This is a genomic window from Leeia oryzae DSM 17879 (assembly GCF_000376945.1).
GTDB classification, from domain to species: Bacteria; Pseudomonadota; Gammaproteobacteria; order Burkholderiales; family Leeiaceae; genus Leeia; species Leeia oryzae.
Window position 1 is genome coordinate 60,435 of sequence record NZ_AQXU01000012.1, and the last position, 26,642, is coordinate 87,076.

Genomic DNA, 26,642 nt, shown 5'->3' on the forward strand with positions numbered 1-26,642 from the left:
TTTTGCTTTATTGATCTAATCTGATTGCGATTAGCGAACATCCCGTTCATTGTTTATATCTCCCGGCTTGCCGGGCATTAAACCGATAGGCTATACCATGAAAATTGCTTCTTCCGTGACGGATCTTATTGGCAATACACCGCTGGTCCGTATCAATCGCCTCAATAGCGGCAACGGCGCCACCGTTGTTGCCAAGCTGGAATTTTTTAATCCCGCCCACAGTGTGAAAGACCGTATTGGTGCCTCCATGATAGATGCCGCCGAAGCGGCAGGAAAAATCAAGCCGGACACCATCATTGTCGAACCAACATCCGGCAACACGGGCATTGCCATTGCCATGGTCTGCGCTGCACGCGGTTACAAATGCGTACTGACCATGCCTGAAAGCATGAGCAAGGAACGCCGCATGTTACTGCGCGCCTATGGTGCAGAACTGATCTTGACACCCGCTGCAGAAGGCATGGGTGGTGCAATCAAGAAGGCGGAAGACCTGGCTGCCAACGACAGCCGTTATCTGATGCTGCAGCAGTTTGCCAACCCGGCCAACCCTGACATTCACCGTAAAACCACGGCAGAAGAAATCTGGCGCGATACCGATGGACAAGTAGATATTGTCGTGGCAGGCGTGGGCACAGGCGGCACCGTGACCGGTATTGGTGAAGTACTGAAAGCCCGTAAACCCGGGCTACAGGTTTACGCCGTTGAGCCAGAGGCTTCTCCTGTACTGTCTGGTGGCACCAAAGGACCGCACCCGATTCAGGGCATCGGTGCCGGTTTCATCCCAGAGAACCTGAATACTGAAATCTACGATGCCGTTATCAAGGTCAAGAACGAAGATGCCTTTGCGACAGCCCGCAATATGGCAACGCAAGAGGGCTTGCTCGTTGGCATTTCCAGTGGTGCAGCAACATGGGCAGCGCTGGAACTTGCAAAACGCCCAGAAAATGCAGGCAAACTGATCGTTGCCATCATTCCATCCTTTGGGGAGCGTTATTTAAGTACCGCGCTGTATGAGCACCTAGGTAACTAAAAACGTAGTCACAAATGCAAAAAGCCCATGTCACATAGTGACATGGGCTTTTTGCATACTGCCTTAGATCAGATCACTGCAACGGGATACGCACCCAGCACTTTTACAAATGCGGCCTTTTCCCTTAGCGCCTCAATCGCATCAATGACTTTTTCATCCGTACGGTGCCCTTCAACATCCACGAAGAACACATACTCCCACAGCCCCATCTTGGATGGGCGTGACTCGAACTTGGTCATAGACACGCCACGCTCTGCCAAAGGTGCCAGTAACTGATGTACCGCACCAGGCTGATTCTTGGCAGACATCACCAGTGAGGTCTTGTCACGACCACTGGCTGCTGCGTCATGCGGGCCAAGGACCAGAAAACGTGTCGTGTTGTTGGGTTCGTCTTCGATATTGCTGGCCAATGGCGTCAAGCTGAACTTCTCGGCGGCGGCATCCCCTGCAATGGCGGCAAAACGGGCATCCGCGGCAGCCAGGCGAGCAGCCTCCGCATTGCTGGCGACCGATACACGCTCTACATCCGGTAAATGCGTATTCAGCCACTCATGGCACTGCCCCAAAGACTGGGCATGCGAATATACCTTCTCGATACCTTCCAGAGATGGCGTTTGACGAAGCAAATGCTGGTGAATACGCAGCACTACCTCACCACAAATCTGCAATGGTGTCTGGGTAAGCAAATCCAGCGTCCGCCCAACTGCGCCTTCCGTCGAATTCTCAACCGGTACGACGGCATAGTCCACTTCACCAGACTCTGCCGTACGGAAAACCTCATCAATGGAAACGCAAGGCTGCAGTTTGGCAGCATGGCCAAAATGTTTCACACTGGCCGATTCGCTAAATGTCCCGCTTGGCCCCAGATGGGCAATCGTCAAAGGTTTTTCCAGTGACAGGCAAGCAGACATGATTTCACGGAACAAACGGGCAACGGTTTCGCCAGACAATGGTCCCGGGTTGACCTCCTTGATCCGGCGCAAAACCTGTGCCTCACGCTCGGGACGGTAGATAATGCCACCGCCCTTGATTTCTCCGATCTTGCGCGCATGTTCTGCACGCTCGTTCAGACATTGCAGCACTTTCATATCCAGTGCATCAATGGCATCCCGGTGTTGTTTTAGCAAATCATCAGACATGAAACTCTCCAGCCCGTCTCTGGTTAACCGTTACGCTTAGCAAAGTCTTTCATAAAAGACAGCAAGGCCTGCACGCCTTCAACAGGCATGGCATTGTAAATTGATGCACGCATACCCCCAGCAATTTTATGACCTTTCAGCTGCAGCAGGCCAGCTGCTTTGGACTCTTTCAGAAAAGCCGCATCCAAAGCCTCGTCTTTCAGACGAAACACCACATTCATCCGTGAACGATCTGCACTGGCAATCGGGCTATAGTAGAAGCCACCACAATCATCCAGATAGTGGTAAAGCAAATTGGACTTGGCAATATTCTGCTGTTCCATGGCAGCAATCCCGCCATTCTGCTTCAGCCATTTGAACACCAGCCCTGCCAGGTAAATACCGTAGGTGGATGGCGTGTTGTACATGGAGCCCGCGTCAGCATACTTCTTGTAGTCATAGGTCACTGGGGTGACAGGCAAAGCGTGACCAATCAGATCGTCACGCACGATGACCAGGGTCAAACCGCTTGGGCCGATATTCTTTTGGGCCCCCGCATAAATCAGGCCGAATTTTGACACGTCAATTTCGCGCGACAGGATATTGGAAGACATGTCAGCTACCAGAGGGACATTACCCACCTCTGGCACCCACTGAAACTCAAGCCCGCCAACCGTCTCGTTCGGGGTGTAATGCACATAGGATGCATCAGGAGTGAGCTTCCATTCTGCAAAGGCAGGAATGTGGTCAAACCGGCTGTCGGCACTAGAGCAAACCTCATTCACGGTGCCGTAGCGAGCAGCCTCTTTCATGGCCAATGTAGACCAATGCCCAGTATTGACATAATCGGCTTTGCCGGTTTTGCCAATCAGGTTTAATGGCACCGCTGAAAACTGGCCTTGTGCGCCACCCTGCAAAAACAGAATCTGATAATTGGCAGGAATATTCATCAACTCACGCAGATCCGCCAATGCCTCATCAATGATGGATTGAAACTCCGGACCGCGGTGACTCATTTCCATCACGCTCATTCCGGAGCCATGCCAATCCAGCAATTCTGCCTGAGCTTGTTCCAATACCGGCTTAGGGAGAACGGCCGGACCTGCAGAGAAGTTAAATATCGTCATGCTTCTATACCAGTAGATAAATACATATAACGTACCCCCGAATGATCAGGGGCACTTACCCGATTAGTCGGCTACCACTTCTGCGGATGCGTCCTCGTCACCTGGCAAATCCTCGCCATCGGTTTCGATGACTTTTGCCAGACCAGTCAAGACTTCACCTTCATCCAGATTGATCAAGGTCACACCTTGCGTTGCACGACCCATCTCACGAATTTCAGCCACACGCGTCCGGATCAGCACACCACCGGTCGTGATCAGCATGATTTCATCCGTTTCCTGCACCAGTGCAGCGGCAACGACCTTGCCGTTACGTTCACTGGTCTGAATCGCAATCATGCCCTTGGTGCCGCGGCCGTGGCGCGTATATTCAGTAATGGAAGTACGCTTGCCATAGCCGTTTTCAGTAGCAGTCAGCACAGACAATGACTCGCCTTCGGCAACCAGCAACGCCATGACCTTTTGATCTGCTTCAAGGCTCATACCACGCACACCGCGAGCACCACGCCCCATGGCTCGTACATCGTTCTCATCAAAGCGAACTGCCTTGCCCGAGTCGGAGAACAACATCACGTCATGTTTGCCATCGGTAATGGCAACACCGATCAGATGATCCCCCTCGTCCAGGGTCACGGCAATAATCCCGGCTTTACGCGGGTTACTGAAATCAGACAACGGGGTTTTCTTCACGGTACCCAAAGCGGTTGCCATGAAGATGTATTGATCCTCAGAGAATTCTTTGACCGGCAGTACGGCAGAGATTTTTTCACCTTCTGCCAATGGCATCAGGCCCACCATCGGTTTGCCGCGAGAATTGCGGGTACCTTGAGGCAGTTCATATACTTTCAGCCAATAAACACGGCCAGCATCAGAGAAGCACAAGATGTAGTCATGGGTATTGGCCACAAACAGACGATCAATAAAGTCATCATCCTTCATGGCGGTCGCCTGCTTGCCACGTCCGCCACGTTTTTGTGCGCGATAATCTTCCAGCGGTTGCGCCTTGATGTAACCACCATGTGACAGCGTCACCACCATGTCTTGCGGTGCAATCAGGTCTTCCATGCTCAGGTCTTGGGCATTGATGACAATTTCCGAACGACGAGCATCGCCATACTGGGCTTTGACGGCGGCCAACTCTTCCGTGATGATGGCCGTGACGCGCTCAGGGCGAGCCAGGATATCCAGCAAGTCTGCAATTTTTTCCAGAATTTCCCGGTATTCACTGAGAATCTTGTCTTGCTCAAGACCGGTCAAACGTTGCAGGCGCAGATCCAGAATCGCCTGAGCCTGAACATCGGTCAGACGATAACCGTTTGGAGAGAAACCGAACTCGGCGGATACGCCATCCGGACGGGTGCCATCACCAACAGAGCGCGCCAGCATTTCTTCGACAAGTGCTGATTTCCAGACGCGGTCCATCAACCCTTGTTTGGCGATGGCAGGCGTTGCTGCCGCTTTGATCAGCGCAATCACTTCATCCACATTCGACAACGCGACTGCCAGGCCTTCCAGCACATGGCCACGCTCACGCGCTTTGCGCAATTCGAAAATGGTACGACGAGTGACAACTTCGCGACGATGCCGCAAGAAGCATTCCAGCATCTGCTTCAGGTTCAACAGGCGTGGCTGGCCATCGACCAGTGCAACCATGTTCATCCCGAAAGTGTCCTGCAGCTGGGTCATCTTGTAGAGATTGTTCAGCACAACATCTGCGTTTTCGCCACGTTTTAGCTCAATCACTACCCGCATGCCGTCCTTATCGGACTCATCCTGGATGTGGGAAATGCCTTCCAGGCGTTTCTCATTCACCAACTCGGCAATTTTTTCCAGCAACGTACGCTTGTTAACCTGGTACGGCAACTCATCAACAATAATGGCCTGCTTGTTGCCTTTTTCAAGGTCTTCCACATGGCAGCGCGCGCGCATCACGACCCGACCTCGGCCGGTACGGTAGCCTTCACGGACACCGGTAATGCCATAGATGATCCCGGCGGTCGGGAAGTCCGGTGCCGGGACAATATCGATCAGCTGATCAATCGTCAGCTCCGGGTCTGCCAGCAAAGCCAGACATGCGTCGACAACTTCGTTCAGGTTATGCGGCGGAATATTGGTAGCCATACCCACAGCAATACCGGACGAGCCGTTGATCAGCAGATTGGGAATCCGGGTAGGCAGAATGAGTGGTTCGTCTAGCGAGCCATCATAGTTAGGACCGTAATTGACGGTTTCTTTTTCGATATCCTGCAGCAGCTCATGGGCAATACGCGACATACGGATTTCCGTATATCGCATCGCGGCTGCATTGTCCCCATCCACAGAACCAAAGTTACCCTGCCCGTCCACCAGCATGTAACGCAGAGAGAAGTCCTGAGCCATACGAACGATTGTGTCATACACAGCGGTATCACCATGCGGGTGATATTTACCGATCACATCACCCACGATACGGGCAGACTTCTTGTAGGCACGGTTCCAGTCATTCGACAACTCGTGCATCGCAAACAGGACACGGCGGTGTACCGGCTTCAAACCATCACGAACATCAGGCAGCGCACGTCCAACGATTACGCTCATGGCGTAATCCAGATAGGACTTGCGCATTTCCTCTTCAAGACTGACGGGTATTGTTTCTTTAGCGAATTGTTCCATAGATGTGGTATTGGCTATTTCTTAGAGGAATAACCATGGAAGTGTACCACGCCAACCCCTCTTGGCTCTAGCTTCGCCGTCATTTGCCCCCGAGCTGAAAACAAAATGCCAACGGGATTGTAAAGAATTGTCTTAAAACGCACACAAACACTGATATCCGATCAATAAATTCGCATTTATCATGAACTTTTAGGCTACAATCAAGATCATAGATTCTTTAAGTATGCTGATCGCTTCTATGGCTATTGTTTTTTCCAGTGAATAGTCAAGCGTGTAAGTGTCGCAAGTTGCTGCAAGCATAATTAAAATTATAAGGTTTCAAGGTGCAAGACTTTACTGCGTGCAACGATTGCAAATAAACAACGCAGCCGGGTACTATTCACCATGTTTTTAACAAAAACGGGAGTTCTTTCCATGAATAAGACAAAACTCAGTATTGCGATTATTTCTGCCGCGATTTCATTTGGCGCCTCTGTTAGCAGCATGGCACATGATAGCGACCCATACTCAGGCGACGCTTACCTGATCGACCAGCGTGGCAAAGTAGTACGCAATGCCTACGACGAGTGCTGGAGAACCGGCGAATGGACTCCAGCCAAAGAAATCTGGGGTTGCGGTGGTCCAGCGCCTAAGAAAGACGAACCAGCACCTGTTGCTGAAAAACCAGCAGAGCCAAGTGGCCCGGCCAAACCAGCATTCGAAAAAATCATGCTGTCTGCTGAAGCCCTGTTCGACACAGACAAATACGTTGTAAAATCAGAAGGCAAAGCTTCTCTGGATGAACTGGTTAGCAAAATGCAACAGTTCCCACAAGTTGAACTGATTCTGTTGACTGGCCATGCTGACTTCCGCGGTAGCGACAAGCACAACCAGACCCTGTCTGAAAACCGTGCAAATGCAGTGAAAGACTACTTGGTATCTAAAGGTGTTGCTGCTGATCGCATTCAGGCTGAAGGCAAAGGCGAATCTGAGCCAGTGACCAAGCCAGAAGATTGCAAAGGCAAAAAAGGCGCAGCATTGTCTGCTTGCCTGCAACCAGACCGTCGTGTTCAGGTTGAAATCGCTGTACAACGTGAAGTCAAATAAGTTTGAATTAACTTGATTGGTTTCGCAAAAGCCCCGCAAATGCGGGGCTTTTTACTTGTATATCCATAAGCGCTTGTAGTAGCTTGTTTGTATAAAACCAACCCTATACTTCTTGCGGCGGCGGCCAGAAGTAACACGTGCCTGCATATGGCGGTTCTGCCCGTGCCATTGAATTTTTACAGCGTGCGCGAGTCTTATTTATTCGTTTATGACCTGAGACAGATATGCCCTTTCACATGGTTTCAAAAAAACTGCTTTATGCCTTCATCGGTACAATGTGTGCAATCTCTCAACCGGTGATTGCGGATGGACTCTCACAGTTAAAAAGTTTTCTTGGCAATACCCAGACCGTATCTGCCAGCTTTAGCCAACTGGTACAGGGTAAGCAAAAAAAACAATCCTCAACTGGTAGCCTGGAATTATTGCGTCCAGGCAAATTCCGCTGGGAATATGTAAAACCCTATCAACAACTGATTGTCAGTGATGCGAAGAAAGTCTGGGTTTATGATTCAGACCTGGAACAGGTAACCGAGCGTAATCTCGGAAAGGCGCTCGGTGATACACCAGCGGCATTACTCGCCGGATCTAACGAGCTAGAAAAAGGTTTTGTACTAAAAAATGCAGGCACCAAAGATGGCCTGGATTGGGTAAGCGCAACCCCCAAACAGAAAGAGGGTTCATTCGAACAGATTACACTGGGGTTAGAGGGTAATCTGTTGAAACGAATGATCTTGCAAGATCAATTCGGGCAGGTTACAACAATCGACTTTAGCAATATCCAGAAGAATATCAAACTGGACCCCGTGCGATTTAATTTTGTACCGCCTGATGGCATAGACATTATCAAAGACAAGGAATAACGCGGTCGTGAGTGATTTATTCTCGCAACAACCAACCCCGCCACTTGCCGAAGCACTCAGGCCACAGACGTTATCTGATGTGATTGGGCAAAGCCACCTGCTAGGCGAGGGTAAGCCATTACGATTAGCCTTTGAATCTGGCAAACCTCACTCCATGATTTTGTGGGGTCCACCCGGGGTTGGAAAAACCACGCTGGCGCGTTTGACGGCAAAGGCATTCGACTGTGAATTTATTGCACTTTCCGCTGTGCTATCGGGCGTAAAAGACATTCGTGAAGCAATGGATCGTGCGCAGCAATTCCTGGACAGAAGCGGCAAGCAAACCATTCTCTTTGTTGACGAGATTCACCGGTTTAATAAATCCCAACAAGACGCCCTACTCCCGTTTGTAGAATCTGGCTTGGTCACATTCATTGGCGCCACGACTGAAAATCCAAGCTTTGAGGTGAATTCGGCCCTGTTGTCGAGAGCACAGGTTTATGTGCTGAAGTCACTGACTGAAGCAGAAATTCGCCAACTGCTCAAACGGGCACAGCGTAAAGTGCTGCAAGGCATCACGTTCTCCCAGGAAGCAGAAGACACCCTGATTGGCTATGCCGATGGCGATGCAAGACGGTTTCTAAACCTGATTGAACAAGCCCAAACAGCTGCCCGATCAGCAAAGCGTGAGCTCATTGATGCAGAGTTTGTCACAAATGCCATGAGCCTGAATGCGCGCCGCTTTGACAAAGGTGGCGATAATTTTTATGACCAGATTTCTGCCTTGCATAAGTCCGTACGCGGCTCCAATCCCGATGGCGCGCTATATTGGTTTTGCCGAATGCTGGATGGGGGGGCAGACCCCAAATATCTTTCTCGACGCATCGTCAGGATGGCTTGGGAAGACATTGGCCTTGCTGACCCTCGTGCCATGCAGGTAGCCAACGATGCGGCGGCCACCTTTGAAAGACTGGGATCACCAGAGGGTGAGCTGGCACTGGCGCAAGCGGTGATTTACCTTGCCTGTGCAGCCAAAAGCAATGCCGGCTATATGGCTTTTAATCAGGCGATGGCATTCATCAAACAGGATAAATCCCGGGAAGTCCCCGTACACTTGCGTAATGCCCCCACCAAGCTCATGAAAGAATTAGGCTATGGTCATGAGTACCGCTACGCGCATGACGAACCCTATGCCTATGCAGCGGGCGAAACCTACTTGCCGGATGGCATGATGAATCCGGGGTGGTATCAGCCCACCGAACGCGGTCTGGAAGGAAAAATTGGCGAAAAACTGCGTTTTTTGCGTTCTCTGGATGACGAAGCTCGCCAAAAAATGGACAATAGACACAAATAGTGTGTCAGGCCGAACTTTTGCTTGATCAATGCATTTCAACTCAATTTAGACATCACTCCCATGCTAGATATTCAACTACTAAGAAACGAACTGGATGCAGTTGTGGCTCGACTGGCCACCAGAGGGTTCGTATTTGATACAGAAACTTTCCGTCAACTGGAAGACGAGCGTAAAACCGTTCAGACACGCACACAGGAATTGCAAGCCCAGCGTAATACCTCTTCCAAACAGATTGGTATTGCCAAAGGCAAAGGGGAAGATGTCTCCGCCATTATGGCTCAGGTTGCCTCATTGGGAGATGAACTCAAGGCAGCTGAAACTCGCCTGAGCGTCATTCAGGATGAGATGCAGGCACTGCTGCAGACCATTCCAAACCTGCCGCACGAATCCGTACCGGTTGGCAAGGATGAAAGCGGTAATGTTGAAGTGCGTCGTATTGGTACGCCAAAGACCTTTGAATTTGAAGTCAAGGACCATGTGGACATCGGTTTGCCACTGGGACTGGATTTTGAAACAGGCACCAAGCTGGCTGGTACGCGTTTCACATTGATGCGTGGCCAGATTGCCCGCCTGCACCGAGCGCTTGCCCAGTTCATGCTCAACACCCAAACAGATGAACATGGCTATACAGAATGCTATACCCCCTACCTGGTAAATGCCGCCACCCTGACTGGTACCGGACAACTACCCAAGTTTGAAGAGGATCTCTTCAAACTGCCAAGACATGACGCCGAAGCACTGTACTTGATCCCGACATCGGAAGTCACACTGACGAATACCATTCGTGGCGAGATTCTGAAACCGGAAGATTTACCCATGAAATTGACCGCCCATACCCCTTGCTTCCGTTCCGAGGCTGGCTCTTATGGACGGGATACTCGTGGCATGATCAGACAGCATCAGTTTGACAAGGTCGAGATGGTACAAATTGTGCATCCGGAAAAATCTTACGATGCACTGGAAGAAATGGTTGGCCATGCAGAAGCCATTCTGAAAAAGCTGGGACTGCCTTACCGTGTCATCACGCTATGTACCGGCGACATGGGGTTCGGTGCGACAAAAACGTATGATCTGGAAGTCTGGCTGCCAGCCCAGAATACCTATCGTGAAATTTCCAGTGTATCGAATTGCGAAGCTTTCCAGGCACGACGGATGCAGGCGCGCTTCAAAAACGAAGCTGGCAAGAATGAACTGGTGCATACATTGAACGGTTCAGGATTAGCGGTAGGACGTACGCTGGTAGCGGTACTTGAAAATTATCAGAACGCTGATGGTAGCGTGACAGTACCGGAAGTGCTGCGCCCATATATGGGTGGTATTGAAGTGCTGACGGCCTGACAAAGCCTTCCGTCCCATTGAAAATGCCGGCAATTGCCGGCATTTTCTTTTAGAGATAGCGAATCATCGGGTAGTGACCATCACCAATCTGGTCAGCAGGGCAATCAGAAGTCACGAAACGTTTTGTGGCAGCTTGCGCAACTGTCTTCCAGCCGGCGATACGCCATTTTATAAGTATTAAAATCTGTAGTGCCGGCGACAGCGGCCAGTGCCTGCGCCTCTTGCTCAAAACGGGTGATTTTCTCCTGAAACAACGCCTTCTGTGACCAGACATTGTCTTTTGCAGAGGTCTTGCCCGTTGCTTGTGTTTCAGCCGCAAACCATGGCCAGGGTTTCGTCGACAAGGAAACCAGCAACTTCGCTTGTTCGGTCGCTATTTTAGGGTCATAAGGCTTTTGACCGGATGCCATTTTGTAGAGTACCTCTTTGGAGGCCAGCATGGCTTTAAATACATGCTTGCGCTTAGCCACAGGGGAATCCGGATTCTCTGAGGAACAGCCTGCCAGACCCACTATCACCAGCAACATCAGTACGCTATTGAATTTACGCATAAAACCCCGGTTATCCCATCTGTTCAATCTATAAAGGCAAGCACAATGCTTTTCATGATGCGAAAAAAGATGGCGATTGACAGCTTGCGTCAGGTAGTTACCAGCACATCCTTACAGCATCTGCTGGTATAACGCACCCAGATGCGATCTGGACGACAGATAAGATTCTTTTTCGTGAATATCCTGCCGAAGGAAGGCCTCCATCGCAGGAATCAGATTCATTGCCCGATCAAGAATCGGGTCCGCGCCACGGGCATAGGCACCCACATTGATCAGATCACGGTTTCTTTGATAACGGGAATACAAATACTTGAACTGACGCACCTGCTGCAGTTCATCGGGCGTAATAATGTCGGTCATCACCCGACTGATCGATTGTTCAATATCAATGGCGGGGTAATGGCCCTGATCTGCCAATTGCCGCGTCAATACAAAGTGACCGTCCAGAATCGCCCGGGCACTATCCGCAATCGGATCCTGCTGGTCATCCCCCTCAGACAGCACCGTGTAAAATGCCGTGATGGAACCTGAGCCTGGCGCACCGTTCCCTGCCCGCTCAACCAGTCTTGGCAGCTTGGCAAATACGGAGGGAGGATAGCCCTTGGTCGCAGGCGGTTCACCAATCGCAAGGGCAATCTCGCGTTGTGCCATGGCGTAACGGGTCAGGGAATCCATGATCAGCAATACATTGTGACCCTGATCACGAAAATACTCGGCAAGACGGGTCGCGTAATTGGCACCATGGAGGCGTAGCAGAGGCGGAGCATCCGCCGGTGCAGCCACTACCACAGACCTCTCAAGACCTGCCTCGCCAAGAATGTTTTCGATAAAATCCTTGACCTCTCGACCCCGCTCACCGATCAGACCAACCACGACCCGATCTGCCTCGGTATAACGCGCCATCATACCCAGCAACACACTCTTGCCAACACCAGAACCGGCGAACAAACCCAGCCGCTGGCCCTGTCCCACGGTCAGCATGGCATTTATGGCCCGTACCCCGACATCCAGCACTTGCCGGACCGGCGCCCGTTCCATCGGGTTAAATGGTTTGCTGGATAGTGGCACCAGGCGTTCAATATCCAGCCGGCCTTTGCCATCCAGTGGATTACCGATACCATCCAGTACGCGACCAAGTAACCCTTCACCTACCGGGACTTGACGACCTTTGTCTTCTCCTGAGGAAAGACGGTGATAGACTTTGCCAAGTGTGGGCGTGTGCTGGCCTAACGCTTCCACCGGCACCACCTTGGCGCCAGCCTCCAGGCCATAGGCATCAGACAAGGGCATCAGAAACAAACGGTCTCCGGAAAAGCCGACAACCTCAGCCTCGACCTTAACGTCGCCAGCATCCACCAGACAACTTGAACCGACAGGCAATCTCAGGCCAGAGGTTTCCAGAACGAGGCCTGAGGCTTTGACCAGCCGACCAGATGACAACCATGGCGTGACATCAGAAATGGCTTTTGCGGCATCCTGAAGATAATTCTGAAAATTCTGCGATGTGAATGGCATGAGCCCCTCAGGCTTGGCCAAGAGCGGCCAAAACACGTTGCCAGCGAGTCGCCAGGGTTGCGTCAACTTCACCCTCTGCAGCAGAAAGTCTGCAATCCCCGCGTTGCAGTTTCGGGTCTGCAACCAGTTGCCATGACTGATTACCAGACAACTCGAGTTGTAGCGTATCACGCAGCAAAGAAAGGTCTTCCGGATTCAACAGCAAGCGAGGTTGAGTCCCAAGATAGGGAGACGAAGCAATCACCTCTTGAATCAGAGGTATTAATTTAGCAGGCTGATCCGCCAAGGTTTGGCGGACAATTTGTTCCGCAAGGCGAACAGCCAATGACACGAGATCCTCAGCCAAAGAAAGCTCTGTCTCAGTGACATGTTGATCTAGATTCTGAATCAAATCATCCAGGCTCCGAATACGCCTTGCTATTTCATCCGCAGCTTCGGCCATACCTGCGGCATAGCCATCTTCAAACGCTGCTTTGTGAATAGCCTCGATTTCTTCGGCCGTCGGCATTGGCAAAGCGGGTTCTACTACAACCTCTTCAGCCAAGACCTCAGAAACTTCAGTCGTTTCTTCCACAGGAGCCACTGTGGATGCACGTGGCTTTTTATCATCTAAAATAGAAGACATTTCCCAGCGCTGATACTGAGTTAACTCTTCTGCAGGAATGATTCTATTCGACAAGACCTTCGTCCCCGCCTTTACCGCCTAGCACGATCTGGCCTTCATCAGCCAAACGCCGAACAATTTTCAGAATCTCTTTTTGTTCGGCTTCAACTTCTGACAAACGCACAGGTCCTTTAGACTCAAAGTCATCTTTCAGCATTTCAGCAGCACGCTGTGACATGTTCTTGAAAATCTTGTCACGCAAGGCCTGGCTAGTCCCTTTAAGTGCCAACACCAAGGAGTCAGATTGCACTTCACGCAGCAATAGCTGAATACCCCGGTCATCAATATCAATGACATTTTCAAAGACAAACATCTTGTCCTGAATTTTTTGTGCCAATTCTGGGTCGTATTCCCGAATGGCCTGAATCGCAGAGGTTTCAACCACTGCACCCATAAAGTTAAGGATTTCAGCAGCTGTTTTGATACCACCCAAAGCGCTTTTCTTGATTTTGTCAGAACCTGACAGCAATTGCGTCAAGACTTCGTTCAAATCGCGCAACGCGGATGGTTGCACCCCTTCCAGGGTCGCAATCCGTAGAATGACATCGTTCCGGAGGCGCTCTGTAAAACAGGAAAGCACTTCACTGGATTGGTCCTGCTCCAGATGCACAAGAATCGTGGCAATAATCTGCGGATGCTCGTTCTTGATCAGTTCGGCAACAGACGAGGAATCCATCCATTTCAGACTCTCGATGCCATTATTGTCCCCGCCTTGCAAGATACGATCCAGCAGGTTGGCTGCCTTATCGGTCCCCAAGGCGCGAGTCAATACAGAGCGAATGTATTCGTCAGCAGCCCCCAGGTTGGCCCTGTTCATGGTGGCGGTACGGAAGTCCTGCAAGATGCCATCAACCTCTTCACGTGTGACACCTTCCATGGCTGCCATGGCAAAACCGAGCTTTTGTACTTCTTTGGGCCCGAGATACTTGAAAACTTCAGCTGCCTCTTCTTCGCCCAGAGACATCAGCAGGATCGCACTTTTCCGAATGCCTTCATCACTCATTACTGTGTCGTCTCCTCTTTCAGCATCCATTCACGGATAATGGTAGCGACTACTCGAGGATCGTCTTTAGCCAGTGCCTTGACTGCAGCCAGGTTATCCGTATAGACAGCAAGCCTGGCGTCATCTTCCTGCTTTTGCTTTTCTAGCTCTTCATGAGACGTCAACTCTGTACTTCCCTGGTTTGCCTCATGTCCATCATGAGATGCTCCCATGCCTGGGCCGCCTGCAGAAGCCAGCTGAGGCTCCAGACGACGACCATTGCCGGTCAGATCACGCATGATCGGACGTAGCACCCCAAAGAACAGATAAATTGCCAATAAGCCGACAACCAGATAACGCACGATGTCCAGCCAATTGGTAGCAGCAACATTGGTTAGTTTGTCCACCATGGATGGCGGTATCTGTACTTGTGAATCTGCAAACTGGGCGTTGACAAGATTGAGTGTATCGCCACGCTGGTTATTAAACCCCATGGCTTCCCGCACCAGATTCTCTGCCTGGCCCAATTCTTCTTTACTCAGTGGCACAAAGGATGCTTTGCCATTTGCCACCTTCTGTTTGTAATTGACGACCACCGCAACAGAGAGGCGCTTAACGACACCAGTTGGCAGCAAGGTATGGCTAACCGTTTTGTCCACTTCGTAGTTGATGGTATTTTCACGATGCCGCGTATTTGTGTTGGTCGCTGCGGTCGTGCCTGGTGTGGTGCTGCCAGGGGGATTCTGGGCTACCAGCGGAGCGGTTGCAGCGCCAGGCGGCTGATTAGATAGCGCCCCGGGCACACCGGACGGGCCGCTGGCGCCATCACCCAAGGTTTCTACCGTTTGCTGACTGCGTACAGTAGCCTCAGCAGGTGTTGGATTGGGTTTGAAACTCTCTGATGTTTGCTCAGTCTGGGCAAAATCCAGCTGTGCGGTAACCTGTGCCTTGATATTGTCTTTGCCCCATACCGCGGAAAGAATATCCTCAATCCGTTTGGTGTAACTCAGCTCTACCTGATGAACATATTCCAGCTGCTTGGCATCCAGCCCCGGATTTTTGCCAGAACTATTGGCATCCGCTGACAGAAGATTACCTTTTTGGTCAACAATGGTGACATTCTGAACCGGCAAATCCGGCACACTGCTTGCCACAAGATGCATGATACCCGCAATCTGGGCGTCATCCAGAATTCTGCCACCGCGCAGGTTCAGCAAAATAGAAGCCGAGGGTTTTTGCTGTTCACGGACAAACACTGTACTTTTTGGAAACGCCAAATGCACACGCGCAGTATCAACAGCATCAATGGATTCAATTGAACGGGCTAACTCACCTTCAATCGCCCTTTGATAGGATACCTGCTCCGCAAACTGGCTAACCCCCAGCCGCTGGTTATCCAGTAATTCAAAACCTGCCGGACCGCTTTTCGGTAGCCCCTGGGTCGCCAGCTTCAGCCGGGTATCGTAAACAAGATCTTCCGGTACTTTGATGACATTTCCGGAGTCAATGGTGTACGGGACATTCATCTGCTGCAAAGAAGCAATGACGGCGCCACTGTCTTTGTCAGACAAATTGGCAAACAATACCTTTTGACCGGGTTTCTGGCTCCACAAAAGAAGACCGATCAACAAGGCCAAGGCGGCCGCAATCGCAACCATCACACCAATTTTACGTGGATTGGGCAGTTGCCCGAAGCGGGCGGTAATCGCAGAGAGCGTTTGAGGAAATGCTTGCGCCATGAATTCTTGAGGCTATCCTGAAGGTTAGACCTGCATGTTCATGACTTCTTGATACGCAGTCACCAGCTTATTGCGCACCTGAACCATGGACTGGAAAGACAGACTGGCCTTTTGCATGGAGACCATCACGTCTTGCAAGTCGACATTCGGTTCACCGGTGGCAAATGCCTGCTGGGATGCTTCTGACTGTTGCTGTGTTGTGTTCACTTGGTTAAGGGCATTTTGAAGCAGGCTGGCAAAGCCCTGCTGTGGAGTATCCGAAACGCCTGCAACACTGCTGACACCTTGCGCAGCATCAGACATGGACTTCATTTCAGACAGTAACTGCTGAACTCCATTGACGTTCATGATTGCCTCCCATTCATCAAAACCAGGCATCATACCGAATTGCACAAGCAATCCGGCCTGACTACCAACCCTTAAACCAAGCCTGCAACCAACCAGACCTGTATCACCCTTTATTATGACATAGCTTTGCCATTCTCATAGCCCCTAGCATGGTCAAAACGCACGCATTTCATCATTTATTCGGCTTTTTTAAGGGGCGAGCATCATTCTGATCCATTACATACGGCTCTTCAGGAGCTGTGCTGACAACTTGGTATCACTTTGCCGTACGCCGAAACAACCATGGCTCGACAGGCGAAGCGTCCTGCCATAAACCCAGCCGGTTATCACGCGCATAGCGTTCGGCCGCCTGATAAGCATCAAAAGCATCTGTAGTCTGGCCTTTACGGGCATATTGTATATAGTGCCAGGCAAACCCGGCTTTCACTTGGGCCAGGTTTATGTCAGTTGCTGCCCCTCCCTCTGGTGTTAGCCATATTTGAGCAACTGTTCGCCCATATCGGTCAGTATCCTGCACGTCGACTTTGACGGACTGCAGATACACCAGATCTGACAAGGCCTGCTTTGCCCGCATGCCATATGCCTGCTTCTTTTCTGGCGCATCAATAAATGCAAACCGTATCTTGCGACTTTGCTGCTGATCGTCCAGTACCGTAATGGTGTCGCCATCTGACACCCCAACTACCCTTGCCATATAACTGGTGCTGCTACCTGTCTTATGCTGCTGCCAGCCGAATGCTGCGCTCACCAATGCCACCAGCAGGAGAACAACCTGTTTGATCATGCGTTTTGAAACCAGACTGCGTGCCATCTATTACGTTACCCTATCGTTCAATTTTGCAAATGGAAGTAGCTTCACAGGGATGCTAACGGTACAATCCACTCTTTTGCGTCAAGCATTTTTGACGCCCATTTCATATTCATTAGGTTGTTGTCATGAGCATCATCGCCCAGGAAGTTGCGCGCAGGCGCACTTTTGCCATTATTTCACACCCGGATGCCGGTAAAACCACATTGACTGAAAAGTTATTGCTGTTTTCTGGTGCCATCCAGTTGGCAGGTACCGTTAAAGGCAAAAAGTCCGGCCGGCATGCTACCAGTGACTGGATGGAGATCGAAAAGCAGCGCGGCATTTCGGTTGCCTCGTCCGTCATGCAGTTTGACTACCGCGAGCACATCATCAACCTGCTGGATACCCCGGGGCACCAGGACTTCTCTGAAGATACCTACCGGGTGCTGACGGCGGTTGACTCTGCCCTGATGGTGATTGATGCAGCCAAAGGTGTGGAAGAACAAACGATCAAGCTGCTGGAGGTCTGCCGTTTGCGTGACACCCCGATCGTGACCTTCATGAACAAGTATGACCGTGAGGTCAGGGATTCGCTTGAGCTACTGGATGAAGTCGAAAATGTGCTGAAAATCCAGTGTGCGCCGATTACCTGGCCAATTGGCATGGGCAAAACCTTCCGTGGTGTTTACAACATCCTGAAGGACCAGATTCTATTGTTTGATGCCGGCCAGGACAGTGCGCAGCAGCTGGTTGATGAAGTGATTGAAGGCATCAACAACCCTCGACTGGATGAACTGTTTCCGCTGGAAATCCAGCAGCTTCGCAATGAAATCGAACTGGTTCAGGGCGCCTCTCATCCATTTGAACTGGAAGCGTTTTTGGCTGGCAAACAGACACCGGTTTTCTTCGGCTCTGCCATTAATAACTTTGGTGTGCGCGAAATCCTGAACGCATTGGTGGAATGGGCCCCTGCCCCGGCCTCCCGTCATGCCACCAAGCGTGATGTAGAACCGACTGAAGAAAAGTTCTCTGGTTTTGTGTTCAAGATTCAGGCCAACATGGACCCGAAACACCGTGACCGGATTGCGTTTGTGCGCGTCTGTTCAGGCAAGTTCGAACGTGGCATGAAAATGAAGCATCTGCGCTTGAATCGCGACATTTCGGCAAACAGCGTGGTCACCTTCATGGCTCATGAGCGTGAACAGGTAGAAGAAGCATTTGCGGGTGACATTATCGGGATCCCGAACCATGGCAACATGCAGATTGGCGACACCTTCACCGAGGGTGAAAGCCTTGCGTTTACCGGCATTCCGTTTTTTGCACCAGAACTCTTCAAGAGCGCACGAATAAAAAACCCGCTGAAAATCAAGCAGTTGCAAAAAGGCCTACAACAGCTAGGTGAAGAAGGTGCCGTTCAGGTTTTCAAACCCATCAACGGCGCCGATCTCGTATTGGGTGCAGTTGGCGTCCTTCAGTTTGAAGTGGTGGCCAGCCGGCTAGCCAATGAATACGGGGTTGATGCGGTCTTTGAGTCTACCAGTACGGCAACCGCACGCTGGGTCAGTTTTAAAGATCCGAAGCAAAAAGCCGAATTTGAAAAAGCATTGCTGCACCAACTGGCCATTGACGCTGGCGGGAATCTGGCATTCCTGGCAACCAGCCGTGTCAACCTGCAGCTGACGCAAGAGCGCTGGCCAGATGTTGTGTTCCACGCCACCAGAGAACACGCAGCGCAGCTGTAACCCTCACCCTAGTCAGACGCCCTACCTAATGCCCTGCATCATTTTGCAGGGCATTTTTATTTTCCCTTGTCGACCGATCTGCCCGCCCCCCCCATTTCTATTACTTAGCAAAACCGGCAGACACCTTCTATACTCATTGCAGCCATTCGTTTTGCAAATTTTTACAACATCTCACAAAAAAATTTTGTAGGCTAAGTAAATCTTTCGGCATAAAAAAGTATTTTTACTACCAAAAAATTCTGGCGCAGAAAAAAATGAAATGAGCCTATAAAAGGCGTAAATACACGTGTTGCATTGCAATATTGTTAGGAAATCTCAAAAGTGAATGTTTATTTCGCTTTCAAACTATGTATTAAAACTACACTTTACGTAAGCTAAAAGAGTATGGATAATACGCGTCACAAAAACAAGAAATGCGACTTACCCTTACAAAGAGTAGTCTGTGATTAACCGGTTGCATCCCAAAAGGCGTGTACATGTCTATGGCGGGGAATCTGGTCAGCAAATAATCTGGCTGACAAGGGTCGTTGCTGCTTTCATGAAACTCATCTGCGCTTTTTCTCAGCAACCAGAAGATACATAAAATTAACGCCAGTTCCTTTGCTTTAAACAAAGCCATAAAGCTAGCGTTTTGTTTCATGTAGCAACCATAACATCATAAATGAGGCCGACCATGACGATTGGACTACCGCCCGAAGATCTAGACCCGCAAGAGACACTTGAATGGCTAGAAGCACTGGAGAGCGTTTTAGAAAAAGAAGGCGCTGAGCGTGCTCAGTATTTGCTGGAAACACTGACCGACAAAGCTCGTCGCACTGGTGCTTACCTGCCCTTCTCGTCAACCACCGCTTATCTCAACACCATTCCGCCACATAAAGAACAACGCTCACCAGGTAATCATGAACTGGAAGATCGCATTCGTTCTTATATCCGCTGGAATGCGCTGGCCATGGTTGTCAGAGCCAACAAGAACTCTTCTGAACTTGGTGGACACATTTCGTCTTTTGCTTCCGCGGCGACCCTTTATGATGTTGGTTTTAACCATTTCTGGCATGCGCCGACCGACACCCATGGCGGTGACCTGATTTACATGCAAGGCCACTCTGCACCAGGCGCCTACGCCCGCGCATTCCTGGAAGGCCGTATCTCTGAAGACCAGATGAACAACTTCCGCCAGGAAGTGGATGGCAAAGGTCTGTCTTCATATCCACACCCATGGTTGATGCCTGATTTCTGGCAGTTCCCGACCGTGTCCATGGGTCTTGGCCCGATCATGGCGATTTATCAGGCACGTTTCATGAAGTACCTGGAAAGCCGTGATCTTTCCAAATTTGCCAACCGTAAGGTATGGTGTTTCTGCGGCGACGGCGAGATGGATGAGCCAGAATCTCTGGGCGCGATCTCCATGGCTGGCCGTGAGAAGCTGGATAACCTGATTTTCGTGGTGAACTGTAACCTGCAACGTCTGGATGGCCCTGTTCGCGGTAACGGCAAAATCATTCAGGAACTGGAAGGTGACTTCCGTGGCGCAGGCTGGAATGTCATTAAAGTGGTTTGGGGCTCTTACTGGGATCCTCTGCTGGCCAAAGACAGCAAAGGTCTGCTGAAGAAACGCATGGAAGAATGCGTGGACGGTGATTACCAGACCATGAAGTCCAAAGATGGCCGCTATGTCCGCGTGCACTTCTTCGGTAAATACAAAGAACTGGAAGACATGGTTGCCACCATGTCCGATGACGAAATCTGGAAGCTGAACCGCGGCGGCCATGATCCACACAAAGTTTATGCTGCTTATCATGAAGCCGTAAACAACCCGAAAGGCCGTCCAACCGTCATTCTGGCCAAAACCATTAAAGGTTATGGCATGGGTCGTGCGGGCGAAGCGCAAAACATCTCGCACCAACAAAAGAAAATGGATATCGAATCCCTGCGCAGCTTCCGGGACCGTTTCCATATTCCGGTATCGGACGAGCAGCTGGAAGAAGTTCCTTTCTTCAAACCTGCTGAAGATAGCCCGGAAATGAAATACATGCACGAGCGTCGTGCAGCACTGGGTGGTTACTTGCCTGTGCGTAAGCCAGTCAAGGTTGCGCTGGATATTCCACAACTCTCTACCTTTGAGCGTCTGCTGAAATCTTCTGGTGAACGTGAACTGTCTACCACCATGGCATTCGTTCAGATGCTGGGCATGCTGGTCAAAGACAAAGCGATTGGCAAACACGTTGTCCCTATCGTACCGGATGAATCCCGTACCTTTGGTATGGAAGGCATGTTCCGCCAGCTGGGCATCTGGAGTACCGAAGGCCAGATGTATGTGCCACAGGATTCCGACCAGCTGATGTTCTACAAAGAGGACAAGAGCGGCCAGATTCTGCAGGAAGGCATTAACGAAGCAGGTGGGATGTCTGACTGGATTGCGGCGGCAACGGCTTACGCCAACCACGGTGTGCCGATGATTCCGTTCTACATCTATTACTCCATGTTCGGCTTCCAGCGTATTGGCGACCTGGCATGGGCTGCAGGTGACTTGCGTGCACGCGGCTTCTTGCTGGGCGGTACTGCTGGTCGTACCACCCTGAACGGTGAAGGCTTGCAGCATCAGGATGGTCATAGCCACATCTTTGCCGGATTCATCCCTAACTGCGTTTCTTACGACCCGACCTTCTCGTATGAAGTGGCCGTGATTGTGCAAGATGGTCTGCGCCGCATGTATCAGAATAATGAGAATATCTATTATTACATTACGCTGATGAACGAAAACTATGCTCATCCGGAAATGCCTGAAGGTGCAGAAGAAGGTATTCTGAAGGGTATGTATCTGCTCAAGGAAGGTGCAAAAGACGCCAAGCTGAAAGTTCAGCTATTGGGTTCTGGCACAATTCTGCGCGAATCTATTGCCGCCGCCGATTTGTTGCGTGATGATTGGGGCGTTGATGCAGATATCTGGAGCGTACCAAGCTTTAATGAATTGAAACGTGATGCCGTTGATGCAGAGCGCTGGAACCTGCTGCATCCGACAGCTGAACCTCGCAAGTGCTATGTAGAAGAGCAATTGTCAGGCCGTTCTGGTCCATTCATTGCCACCACCGACTACATCCGCAACTACGCTGACCAGATTCGTGCTTACGTACCAGGCCAGTATGTTGTGTTGGGTACCGATGGTTTTGGTCGTTCTGATACCCGCAAGAAACTGCGCCACTTCTTTGAAGTAGACCGTTTCTTCATCACAGTATCAGCACTGACTGCATTGGCTAAAGAAGGCAAGGTCAGCCGCGATGTTGTCGCACAAGCGATCAGCAAATATGGCATTGACCCTGAAAAAGCCAATCCAGCCCTAGTCTAACGGCAACTGATTTCAACCGGGTGGCAATGCCACCCGAAATAGGATACTGAGATGAGTACTGTGATTGAACTCAAGGTTCCCGATATCGGGGACTACAAAGATGTCGAGATCATCGAGATTCTGGTAAAGGTAGGCGATACCGTTGCTGTAGAAGACTCTTTGATTACCCTCGAAACCGACAAAGCCACCATGGAAGTGCCAGCTTCCGCTGCGGGTACCGTCAAAGCCTTGCACGTCAAGGTTGGCGACAAGGTATCAGAAGGCAGCCTGGTGCTGACACTGGAAACCAGTGCAGCCGCAGAAGCGGCGCCAGCACCTGCACCGACAGCTGTGGCACAAGCAACGCCTGCGGCTCCGGCCGCGGCGCCTGCCGCTGCTAATGTAACAGCACCGGCACCGGCGGCAGCCAGCAGCTCGATTGAATTGCGCGTCCCGGATATTGGTGACTATAAAGGCGTTGATGTCATCGAGATTCTGGTAAAAGTGGGCGATACGATTGCTGTCGATGACTCGCTCATTACACTGGAAACTGATAAAGCCACCATGGAAGTCCCTGCAACTGCAGCGGGCGTGGTTGAGACCATCCATGTGAAGGTAGGCGAGAAAGTGGCAGAAGGCAGCCTGATTCTGACCGTGAAAGGCAATGGCGCATCTGCTGCTGCACCAGTGGCACAACCAGCAGTCACGACTGCCCCGGCAGCTGCGCCTGCACCTGCGGCACAAACGGCGTCAGCTCCAATTCACCGTCCAGAACCGTCCCATCAAGCGCCTGCCATGACGCCGATTGATGAAGTCGGCTTCTCCAAAGCGCATGCCAGCCCATCTGTGCGGAAGTTTGCACGTGAACTGGGTGTTGATCTGGGTAAAGTCAAAGGCACCGGTCCTAAAGGACGCATTTCTGCTACTGACGTACAGGGCTTCGTCAAGGGTGTCATGCAGCAAGTTGCCAGCGGTGCATTTGCACCTGCCACTGCTGCAGCCGCTCCATCAGGCAGCGGACTGGACGTGTTGCCATGGCCTAAAGTCGACTTCAGCAAGTTTGGTACCATCGACAAGCAGCCATTGTCTCGTATCAAAAAGATTTCAGGTGCAAACCTGCATCGTAACTGGGTCATGATTCCTCATGTTACCAACCACGACGAATGCGACATTACCGACCTGGAAGCTTTCCGTGTTCAGCTGAACAAAGAGAACGAAAAGAGCGGTAACAAAGTCACCATGCTGGCTTTCATGATCAAAGCTGCAGTGGCTGCGCTGAAGAAATTCCCGACATTCAATTCAAGTCTGGATGGCGATACGCTGGTTCTGAAGAGCTACTACCATATCGGCTTTGCGGCGGATACGCCTAATGGCTTGGTTGTGCCAGTGATCAAAGACGCAGACAAGAAAGGCGTCTTCGAGATTGCCAAGGAAATGGGCGAGCTGGCCAAGCTGGCGCGCGACGGCAAACTCAAGCCTGACCAGATGCAAGGGGGGTGCTTCTCGATCTCTAGCCTGGGCGGCATTGGCGGGACTTACTTTACACCGATCATCAATGCGCCAGAAGTCGCCATCATGGGTGTCTGCAAATCTGGAACCAAACCGGTTTGGGATGGCAAGCAATTTGTACCTCGCCTGATGTTGCCACTGAGCCTGTCGTGGGATCATCGCGTCATTGATGGTGCAGAAGCGGCACGCTTTAATGCCTACTTTGGCCAGATCCTGACCGACTTCCGTCGCGTCATGCTGTAAGGGGGCTATATGAGTCTAGTTGAATTGCACGTCCCCGATATTGGTGATTACAAAGATGTTGAAATCATCGAAATTCTGGTAAAAGCTGGTGACACGATTGCCGTTGAAGATTCTTTGATTACCCTGGAAACTGACAAAGCGACCATGGAAGTACCCGCCACAACAGCGGGTATCGTCAAGGAGCTAAAAGTCAAAGTGGGGGATAAGGTTTCTCAGGGCAGTCTGATTCTATTGGTAGAATCCGCTGGCGCAGCCGCAGCAGCTCCCGCACCCAAAGTGGAAGCACCTGAGGCGCCTGTAGCCACACCTGCTGCTGCACCTACCGCCGCTGCATCAGCGCCACAAGCAGGCCAGTTTGCCGGTGCAGCAGACAGTGAATGTGAAGTACTCGTACTGGGTGCAGGCCCAGGCGGCTACTCTGCGGCATTCCGCTCTGCTGACCTTGGCATGAAAACCGTGATTGTCGAGCGTTTTTCTACCCTGGGTGGTGTGTGTCTGAATGTGGGTTGCATTCCTTCCAAGGCACTATTGCACACAACAGCCGTGCTGGATGAAACACGCCACATGAGTGAACATGGCATTACCTTTGGCGAACCCCAGATCGACATCGACAAACTGCGCGGCTACAAAGAGAAAGTCATCGGCAAGTTGACGGGTGGTTTGGCCGGTATGGCGAAGGCCCGCAAAGTTGAAGTTGTGCAAGGGATTGGCAAGTTCATTGACCCGTTCCACATGTCTGTCGAACTGGCAGCGGGTGGCACCAAGGTGATCAAGTTCAAGCAGGCAATCATTGCTGCTGGTTCTTCTGTGGTCAACTTGCCGTTCATTCCGCAAGATCCGCGTATTGTCGATTCTACCGGTGCTTTGGAACTACGGTTTATTCCAAAGAAAATGCTGATCATCGGTGGTGGCATTATCGGTCTGGAAATGGGCTCGGTCTATTCATCTCTGGGTGCTCGTCTGGATGTGGTAGAAATGATGGACGGCCTGATGCAAGGTGCTGACCGTGATCTGGTCAAAGTCTGGCAGAAGATGAATGAACATCGCTTCGACAACATCATGCTCAAAACCAAGACAGTTGCTGTAGAAGCCAAAGATGACGGCATCTGGGTGACGTTTGAAGGCGATAAAGCCCCTAAAGAACCACAGCGCTACGATATGGTCCTGGTTGCTGCCGGGCGCGCGCCAAATGGCAAGAAGATCGGTGCTGAGAATGCTGGCGTAGTTGTGACAGACCGCGGGTTTATCCCGGTCGACAAACAAATGCGTACCAACGTACCACACATCTTCGCGATTGGTGATCTGGTTGGCCAACCGATGCTGGCCCACAAAGCCGTGCATGAAGCGCATGTGGCCGCAGAAGTTGCACATGGCGAGAAGGCTTACTTTGATGCCAAAGTGATTCCTGGTGTTGCCTATACCGATCCGGAAGTTGCATGGGTCGGCATGACGGAAGAACAGTGCAAGGCGCAAGGCGTCAAGTACGAAAAAGGTGTCTTCCCGTGGGCGGCCAGTGGCCGTGCTATTGCCAATGGCCGTGATGAAGGCTTTACCAAGCTGATTTTTGATGCTGACACTCACCAAATCATCGGTGGTGGCATTGTCGGGACGCATGCAGGTGACCTGATTGGTGAAGTCTGTCTGGCCATTGAAATGGGTGCAGATGCGGTGGATATCGGTAAAACCATTCATCCGCATCCGACGCTAGGCGAATCTGTCGGCTTGGCTGCTGAAGCATTTGAAGGCAGTTGTACTGACTTGCCACCTGTTCGCAAGAAGTAAGCTTCTCTCGCCTGCTTAGGCACAATAAAAAACCCGCTGAATGATAAGTTCAGCGGGTTTTTTGTTGCTTGATGACTTCAATTACTTACTGCTTGCACGACATCAGGCATTGCATTTAACACTTACGCGATACAACAACTGCGCTTGCGCGAAGGAGAGGCGCCTCACAGCGCCCCTCCCTCTTTTCTCGCTTAGTCCGTGATCAGCTTGCCATGCGTCAGCAGATCATTGATGATCGCTGCGTTATCTGCATGACCGCTCACCAGATCGATACCGGACAGCACGATCTTCTGGTCTTCTGCACCACTGGTGTAAGTACCACCGGTGAAGCCACCTGTACTGCTGATGTGCACAATCGTATCTGCACCAGATTTCTCGAAGCTCAGATAATTGGTCAGCGTACCGTGGGTCTCGCCTTGCAACAGATCCTTCAGATCCAGACGGTCGGCATCCACACCGGCGGCATACGTACCGGCTTTAAAGTCGGTGATGGTATCCACCGCCGGGTTACCGGCCGTACCATGGTCTGCCAGTGCCCATTTGAAGGTGTCTGCACCGCTACCGCCGGTCAGGGTATCGTTGCCTTTACCACCGATCAGGACATCGTCACCGGCACCACCCACCAGCGTATCGGCCTTGTCACCACCGATCAGCACATCATTGCCGCTACCGGCAGTGATGGTATTGACCGCATTGGTGGTACCGACCAGCACTTCGTCTGTCACGACTGCGGAGTGATCGATCACCACCGGTGCGTGGTCTACCCCATTCACGCTCAGGGTCAGGGTAGAACTTGCGGTTCCGCCATGGCCGTCGCTGATGGTGTAGCTGAACAGATCGGTTTTATGATCGGCCGAGGTCAGCGCCAGACCAGTATCGTTCAGCGTGTAGGTGTAAGTACCATCGGCATGTAC

Annotated in this window: 20 protein-coding genes; 9 read left to right on the forward strand and 11 right to left on the reverse strand. The window is 51.2% G+C overall.

From position 1 onward, the window contains the following. The first annotated feature begins 97 nt into the window (after window positions 1-97). Window positions 98-1,030 (forward strand): cysteine synthase A, encoded by a 933-nt coding sequence (cysK, locus tag F552_RS0101500; protein ID WP_018149944.1) that lies wholly within the window; start codon window positions 98-100, stop codon window positions 1,028-1,030. 68 nt (window positions 1,031-1,098) lie between these two features. Here cysK and pheA read toward each other — a convergent pair whose 3' ends face one another. The 3 genes from pheA to gyrA all read right to left on the reverse strand — a co-directional run bounded on the left by pheA (window position 1,099) and on the right by gyrA (window position 5,924). Further along, the gene (gene pheA, locus F552_RS0101505) at window positions 1,099-2,169 is read right to left on the reverse strand and encodes a prephenate dehydratase (RefSeq protein WP_018149945.1); all 1,071 of its coding nucleotides are present in this window, start codon (window positions 2,167-2,169) and stop codon (window positions 1,099-1,101) included. Window positions 2,170-2,192: 23 nt separating this feature from the next. Then, window positions 2,193-3,275 (reverse strand): 3-phosphoserine/phosphohydroxythreonine transaminase, encoded by a 1,083-nt coding sequence (gene serC, locus F552_RS0101510; RefSeq protein ID WP_026182285.1) that lies wholly within the window; start codon window positions 3,273-3,275, stop codon window positions 2,193-2,195. 63 nt (window positions 3,276-3,338) lie between these two features. Further along, on the reverse strand, window positions 3,339-5,924 hold the full coding sequence (gyrA, locus tag F552_RS0101515) for a DNA gyrase subunit A (protein ID WP_026182286.1): 2,586 nt from the start codon (window positions 5,922-5,924) through the stop codon (window positions 3,339-3,341). Between the two features lie 414 nt (window positions 5,925-6,338). On the opposite strand from gyrA, the gene F552_RS0101520 reads away from it, so the two are divergent. The 4 genes from F552_RS0101520 (at window position 6,339) to serS (ending at window position 10,541) form a co-directional block, all read left to right on the forward strand. Continuing rightward, window positions 6,339-7,010, forward strand: coding sequence for an OmpA family protein (locus F552_RS0101520; RefSeq protein WP_018149948.1), 672 nt, complete (start codon window positions 6,339-6,341; stop codon window positions 7,008-7,010). Between the two features lie 224 nt (window positions 7,011-7,234). Next, window positions 7,235-7,870 (forward strand): outer membrane lipoprotein periplasmic chaperone LolA, encoded by a 636-nt coding sequence (lolA, locus tag F552_RS0101525; RefSeq protein ID WP_018149949.1) that lies wholly within the window; start codon window positions 7,235-7,237, stop codon window positions 7,868-7,870. A 7-nt stretch (window positions 7,871-7,877) separates the two neighbouring features. Further along, entirely contained in the window at window positions 7,878-9,203 is a 1,326-nt protein-coding gene (locus F552_RS0101530) for a replication-associated recombination protein A (RefSeq protein ID WP_026182288.1), read from the forward strand. A 60-nt stretch (window positions 9,204-9,263) separates the two neighbouring features. Beyond that, complete coding sequence (serS, locus tag F552_RS0101535) at window positions 9,264-10,541, forward strand: serine--tRNA ligase (RefSeq protein ID WP_026182289.1); 1,278 nt, start codon at window positions 9,264-9,266, stop codon at window positions 10,539-10,541. 104 nt (window positions 10,542-10,645) lie between these two features. Here the strand turns inward: serS and F552_RS0101540 are convergent, their stop codons facing one another. The 7 genes from F552_RS0101540 to F552_RS0101570 form a co-directional block, all read right to left on the reverse strand. Beyond that, a complete protein-coding gene (locus F552_RS0101540; RefSeq protein WP_018149952.1) occupies window positions 10,646-11,092 on the reverse strand; it encodes a c-type cytochrome in 447 nt (148 codons plus the stop codon). 111 nt (window positions 11,093-11,203) lie between these two features. Beyond that, entirely contained in the window at window positions 11,204-12,607 is a 1,404-nt protein-coding gene (gene fliI, locus F552_RS0101545; protein ID WP_018149953.1) for a flagellar protein export ATPase FliI, read from the reverse strand. A gap of 7 nt (window positions 12,608-12,614) precedes the next feature. Next, on the reverse strand, window positions 12,615-13,286 hold the full coding sequence (locus F552_RS18175) for a flagellar assembly protein FliH (RefSeq protein ID WP_156802190.1): 672 nt from the start codon (window positions 13,284-13,286) through the stop codon (window positions 12,615-12,617). Next, a complete protein-coding gene (fliG, locus tag F552_RS0101555; RefSeq protein ID WP_018149955.1) occupies window positions 13,276-14,274 on the reverse strand; it encodes a flagellar motor switch protein FliG in 999 nt (332 codons plus the stop codon). Before fliG ends, F552_RS18175 begins: the two co-directional genes overlap by 11 nt. After that, window positions 14,274-15,992 (reverse strand): flagellar basal-body MS-ring/collar protein FliF, encoded by a 1,719-nt coding sequence (gene fliF, locus F552_RS0101560; protein WP_018149956.1) that lies wholly within the window; start codon window positions 15,990-15,992, stop codon window positions 14,274-14,276. Before fliF ends, fliG begins: the two co-directional genes overlap by 1 nt. A gap of 24 nt (window positions 15,993-16,016) precedes the next feature. Continuing rightward, on the reverse strand, window positions 16,017-16,340 hold the full coding sequence (gene fliE, locus F552_RS0101565) for a flagellar hook-basal body complex protein FliE (protein WP_026182290.1): 324 nt from the start codon (window positions 16,338-16,340) through the stop codon (window positions 16,017-16,019). 256 nt (window positions 16,341-16,596) lie between these two features. Continuing rightward, window positions 16,597-17,151 carry a thermonuclease family protein gene (locus tag F552_RS0101570; RefSeq protein WP_018149958.1) on the reverse strand — a complete coding sequence of 185 codons (555 nt, stop codon included), beginning with the start codon at window positions 17,149-17,151 and terminating at the stop codon, window positions 16,597-16,599. 125 nt (window positions 17,152-17,276) lie between these two features. Between F552_RS0101570 and F552_RS0101575 the strand changes: the two genes are divergently transcribed. From F552_RS0101575 to lpdA, 4 genes are all read left to right on the forward strand, one after another. Beyond that, on the forward strand, window positions 17,277-18,872 hold the full coding sequence (locus tag F552_RS0101575) for a peptide chain release factor 3 (RefSeq protein WP_018149959.1): 1,596 nt from the start codon (window positions 17,277-17,279) through the stop codon (window positions 18,870-18,872). A 673-nt stretch (window positions 18,873-19,545) separates the two neighbouring features. After that, the gene (gene aceE, locus F552_RS0101580) at window positions 19,546-22,215 is read left to right on the forward strand and encodes a pyruvate dehydrogenase (acetyl-transferring), homodimeric type (protein WP_018149960.1); all 2,670 of its coding nucleotides are present in this window, start codon (window positions 19,546-19,548) and stop codon (window positions 22,213-22,215) included. A 51-nt stretch (window positions 22,216-22,266) separates the two neighbouring features. Then, on the forward strand, window positions 22,267-23,946 hold the full coding sequence (aceF, locus tag F552_RS0101585) for a dihydrolipoyllysine-residue acetyltransferase (RefSeq protein WP_018149961.1): 1,680 nt from the start codon (window positions 22,267-22,269) through the stop codon (window positions 23,944-23,946). Window positions 23,947-23,955: 9 nt separating this feature from the next. After that, window positions 23,956-25,728 (forward strand): dihydrolipoyl dehydrogenase, encoded by a 1,773-nt coding sequence (gene lpdA, locus F552_RS0101590; RefSeq protein ID WP_018149962.1) that lies wholly within the window; start codon window positions 23,956-23,958, stop codon window positions 25,726-25,728. 191 nt (window positions 25,729-25,919) lie between these two features. Here lpdA and F552_RS20890 read toward each other — a convergent pair. Then, window positions 25,920-26,642: type I secretion C-terminal target domain-containing protein (locus F552_RS20890; protein WP_156802191.1), on the reverse strand; the 723-nt coding region annotated here is incomplete at its 5' end.